Source organism: Actinophytocola sp., from assembly GCF_050699915.1.
In the GTDB taxonomy this organism is placed as follows: Bacteria; Actinomycetota; Actinomycetes; order Mycobacteriales; family Pseudonocardiaceae; genus Actinophytocola.
Genome location: NZ_JBOHGA010000349.1, coordinates 1 through 4,178 on the forward strand (window position 1 = coordinate 1; position 4,178 = coordinate 4,178).

The 4,178-nt window shown below is 71.6% G+C and carries 5 protein-coding genes; 3 read left to right on the top strand and 2 right to left on the bottom strand.

Annotation, left to right across the window (positions count from 1 at the left end):
- A partial coding sequence (locus ACRDSK_RS32170; protein ID WP_431445178.1) for a winged helix DNA-binding domain-containing protein occupies window positions 1-704 on the top strand: 704 nt, incomplete at its 5' end.
- On the opposite strand, the gene ACRDSK_RS32175 is transcribed toward ACRDSK_RS32170, so the two are convergent.
- A complete protein-coding gene (locus ACRDSK_RS32175; RefSeq protein WP_431445179.1) occupies window positions 688-1,353 on the bottom strand; it encodes a fasciclin domain-containing protein in 666 nt (221 codons plus the stop codon). The two genes, ACRDSK_RS32170 and ACRDSK_RS32175, sit on opposite strands and share 17 nt — an antisense overlap.
- 168 nt (window positions 1,354-1,521) lie before the next feature.
- Between ACRDSK_RS32175 and ACRDSK_RS32180 the strand changes: the two genes are divergently transcribed.
- Window positions 1,522-3,210 carry a cytochrome c biogenesis protein DipZ gene (locus ACRDSK_RS32180; RefSeq protein WP_431445180.1) on the top strand — a complete coding sequence of 563 codons (1,689 nt, stop codon included), beginning with the start codon at window positions 1,522-1,524 and terminating at the stop codon, window positions 3,208-3,210.
- On the opposite strand, the gene ACRDSK_RS32185 is transcribed toward ACRDSK_RS32180, so the two are convergent.
- Window positions 3,189-3,683 (bottom strand): methylated-DNA--[protein]-cysteine S-methyltransferase, encoded by a 495-nt coding sequence (locus ACRDSK_RS32185; protein WP_431445181.1) that lies wholly within the window; start codon window positions 3,681-3,683, stop codon window positions 3,189-3,191. The genes ACRDSK_RS32180 and ACRDSK_RS32185 overlap by 22 nt on opposite strands.
- A gap of 155 nt (window positions 3,684-3,838) precedes the next feature.
- Here ACRDSK_RS32185 and ACRDSK_RS32190 point away from each other — a divergent pair.
- Window positions 3,839-4,178 (top strand): hypothetical protein (locus ACRDSK_RS32190; protein ID WP_431445183.1); only part of this gene is annotated, 340 nt, incomplete at its 3' end.

Consider the following 4,178-nt stretch of genomic DNA (forward strand, 5'->3'; position numbering starts at 1 on the left):
CGTCGGAGCTGGGCCGGCTGCTCGCCGAGCGGTTCCCCGGCCACGACGCCGACGCGCTCGCCCAGGGCGCACGGGCCTGGCTGCCGATGGTGCAGGTGCCGCCGCGCGGAGTGTGGGGTCGCGGCGGACGCGCACTGCAGACCCCGCTCGAGACCTGGCTCGGCCGGCCGCAGTCGGCGCCGCCGGTGCGAGACCTGGTGCTGCGCTACCTCACCGCGTTCGGCCCGGCGACCGTCCGCGACGCACAGGCGTGGAGCGGGCTGACCCGGCTCGCCGAGGTGTTCGAGGAGCTGGGCCCGCGGCTGCGGGTGGACGGCGACCTGTACGACCTGCCCGACGCGCCGCGCCCGGACCCGGACACGCCCGCGCCGGTGCGCTTCCTCTACGACTACGACAACCTGCTGCTCTCCCACGCCGACCGGTCCCGCGTGTTCGGCGACTCGGGCGAGGTCGACTACGCCGCCCACGGGTACGTCGGCGACTCGAACGTCCAGCCCGCGTCGGTCCTCGTCGACGGGTTCGTCGCGGCGACCTGGACGGTGGCCCGGCAGCGCCGCGCCTGCACGCTCACCGTGCGGGGCTTCCGCCGGTTGAACGCGGCCGAGCGCGGCGCCCTCGAGACCGAGGGCGCCGCGCTGCTCGAGTTCCTGCACCCGGGCGACGAGCACGACGTCCGGGTCGAGCCGGTCAGGCCTTCGGCATGAGGACCGAGTCGATCAGGTAGACCGTCGCGTTGGCGGTGTGCACGCCGCCGCAGATCACGTTGGCGTCATTGACCTTCAGGCTGTCGCCGGAGCCGGTGACGTCGACCATGCCCTTCTCGACGGTGGCCTGCCGGCCGACGACCTGGTCGGGGGCGAGCTGGCCGGGCACCACGTGATAGGTCAGGATCTTGGTCAGCAGCGCGCTGTCGGTCTTCAGCGTGTCGATCGTGGCGGGCGGGATCTTGGCGAAGGCCTCGTCGACCGGCGCGAAGACGGTGAACTCGCCGCCGTTGAGCGTGTCGACCAGGTTCACCTTCGGGTTCAGCTTGCCGGAGACGGCCTGTACCAACGTCTTCAGCAGCGGGTTGTTGCTCGCGGCGACGGCGACCGGGTCCTGCGCCATGCCGGCGACCGAGCCGGCGCCGTCGGGCACCTGCTCGGCGTAGCCCGCACAGCCGGGGCCGACCAGGTCCGCGGCGGGGTCCATCGCCGGCGCACTGTCCGAAGAGGACTCAGCGGCCGGCTGCTGCTCGGCGGGCGCCGCGGCATCGTTGGCGGCCCCGTCGTCGGAACTGCCGCAGGCGGTGCCCAGGAATGCGATGAACGCGACACCGATGGCCAGCGTGCCGCGACGAATGCTGCTCTTCATGACGTAGTGCTCTCCTCAACGAGACGGCTTGCGAACACCGAGGCTTCGGAGCGTGGCCGGATCCGGATGGGTGGCCGTTACCGGATGGTGACAAATGGGCACTCGCCAATCCGCGCGGCCGGCACGGCCGAACCACCGGGGTGACCGGACGACCCTTGTGAGGAAACTGTGCTGACACTCGCCCTGATCGGGCTCATCGGTGGCCTCGTCACCGGAATCTCGCCGTGCATCCTGCCGGTGCTGCCGGTCATCTTCCTGTCCGGCGCGCAGGGTGCGGCGGTGCAGCGGGCGCGGCCCTACCTGGTGATCGCCGGGCTGGTCGCGAGCTTCACCCTCGTCACGTTGTTCGGCTCGCTGCTGCTGTCGTTGCTCGGGCTGCCGCAGGACGTGCTGCGCTGGGCGGGACTGGTGGTGCTCGCGCTGATCGGGATCGGGCTACTGGTGCCGCGGTTCGAGCAGCTGCTGGGGAAGCCGTTCAGCCTCATCCCGCAGCGCCGCCCGGACGCAAACCGGGGCGGGTTCGGCCTGGGGCTGGCCCTCGGCGCGGTGTACGTGCCGTGCGCGGGCCCGGTGCTCGCGGCGATCACGGTCGCCGGCTCGACCGGCCGCATCGGCGTGGACACGGTCGTCCTCACGGTCACCTTCGCCGTCGGCGCGGCGATCCCGCTGCTGTTCTTCGCCCTCGCCGGCCGGCAGGTGACCGAGCGGCTGCGCGCCTTTCGCAAGCGGCAGCGGGGAATCCGGGTCGCCGCGGGCGTGCTGATGCTCGCGCTGGCGGTCGGGCTGGTGTTCAACCTGCCGCAGCTGCTGCAGCGCACGGTCCCCGACTACACCACCGGGCTGCAGGAGCGGATCGACGACTCCGAGGAGGTTCGGGAGGCGCTGGGGCTCGGCGGGCTGGAGAACGAGCAGAACAAGGACCTCGACCGGTGCTCGGCGGACGCGACCGAGCTGGAGAGCTGCGGCACGGCGCCGGACGTCCGCGGCATCCAGCAGTGGCTGAACACGCCCGGCAACCGGGCGGTCGACCTGAAGTCCTTGCGCGGCAAGGTGGTGCTGCTCGACTTCTGGGCGTACTCGTGCATCAACTGCCAGCGCTCCATCCCGCACGTGACCGCGTGGGACGCGGCCTACCGCGACGCCGGGCTGCGGGTGATCGGCGTCCACGCGCCCGAGTACGCCTTCGAGAAGGAGTCCCGCAACGTGGCCGCGGCGGTGGGCAAGTTCGGCATCCGCTACCCGGTCGCGCTGGACAACTCCCTCGCCACGTGGACGAACTACCGCAACCGCTACTGGCCGGCGCACTACCTGGTCGACGCGCAGGGCACCGTGCGGCACATCAAGTTCGGCGAGGGCGACTACGACGTCACCGAGCGGCTGATCCGCGAGCTGCTCGCCGACGCCGACCCGGAGGTGTCGCTGCCGAAGCCGACCGACACCGCCGACGACACCCCGGACGTGCGAGCCATCACCCGGGAGACCTACCTCGGCTCGACGAAGCGGGTGAACTTCGCCGGCGCGCAGCCCTACACCGCGGGCGAGCGGGCGTTCGACTTCCCCGGCGACCAACCGAAGGACTCCTTCGCGCTGGCCGGGGGCTGGGCGCTCACCACCCAGCACATCACCCCGACCGGGCCGTCCGGCCAGGTCCGGCTCGCCTACCGGGCGCGGGAGGTCCGGATGGTCCTGTCCGGCGCGGGCACCGTCACCTACGAGGCCGGGGGCCGGACGCGAACCATTCGGGTGGCGGGCACCCCGGACTCCTACCAACTGCTGTCCACACAGGACATCGCGGCCGGGACGGTCACGGTGACGGTCGGCGCCGGCGTGCGGGCCTACTCGTTCACGTTCGGCTGACCGGCTTCGAGGTCGAGGAGGAACCGCTTGCGCCGCAGGCCACCCGCGTACCCGGTGAGCGCGCCGCCCTTGCCGACGACGCGGTGGCACGCGAGCACGACGGACAGCGGGTTGCGCCCGACCGCGGCTCCGACGTCGCGGGCGAGCGACCGGTCGCCCAGGTTCCGCGCGATGTCGCCGTAGGTGACGGTCTCGCCGTACGGGATCGCGGCGATCCGCTGCCAGACCACCCGCTGGAAGTCGTCGCCGCCGGCCCGCACCGGCAGGTCGAACGTGCTTCGCCGGCCGGCGAAGTACGCGCCGAGCTGGTGGGCCGCCTCGGCGAATACCTCGTCATTGTCGCGCGGTCCGAACGTCGCCGGATCGGGCCGGTACCAGTGATGCCGGAAGTAGACGCCGACGAGCCGGCCCGCGTCGGCGACGAGGGTGAGCTCGCCGATGGGCGAATCGATGACCGTGTGCGTGTTCGACATACCAGGTAGACGCTGGCGCGCCCGGTTCCGTGAGATGCCTGCTCACACAGAGTCAGAGAAATCGTAGAATTGTTCACTCGTTCGCTGGGCTGCTGTTGATCTCCGATGCGGTCACACTTTGTGCGGGGTACGCACGTCGCATGGAGGAAACTCCGGTGATTTCGCGAACAGCGCCGTCCCGGCACGACGCCACGGCGGTGCAGTTTCTCAGCGTCGCCGCCGATCTCATCGAGACGTACCTGCAGGCCGAGCCGAACGGGTCGGAGCAGGCGGATCGGTTGCGGCACATCAGGTTCCCGGCCGTGCTGGACTGGCTGCGGGTCGAGGACGTGATCGGGCTGGCGCCGTCCTGGCGGCAGGGCGCGAGCCGCCGCGCGTTCTTCAGCCGGTGGCCGACGCGGGCGGAGTTCCTGCCCGACGCCGTGGTCTACACGTTGCTGCGGGAGGAGTGCCACACCCCGACGCTGCCGGCTGTCGCACCGCTGTCCCGGGTCG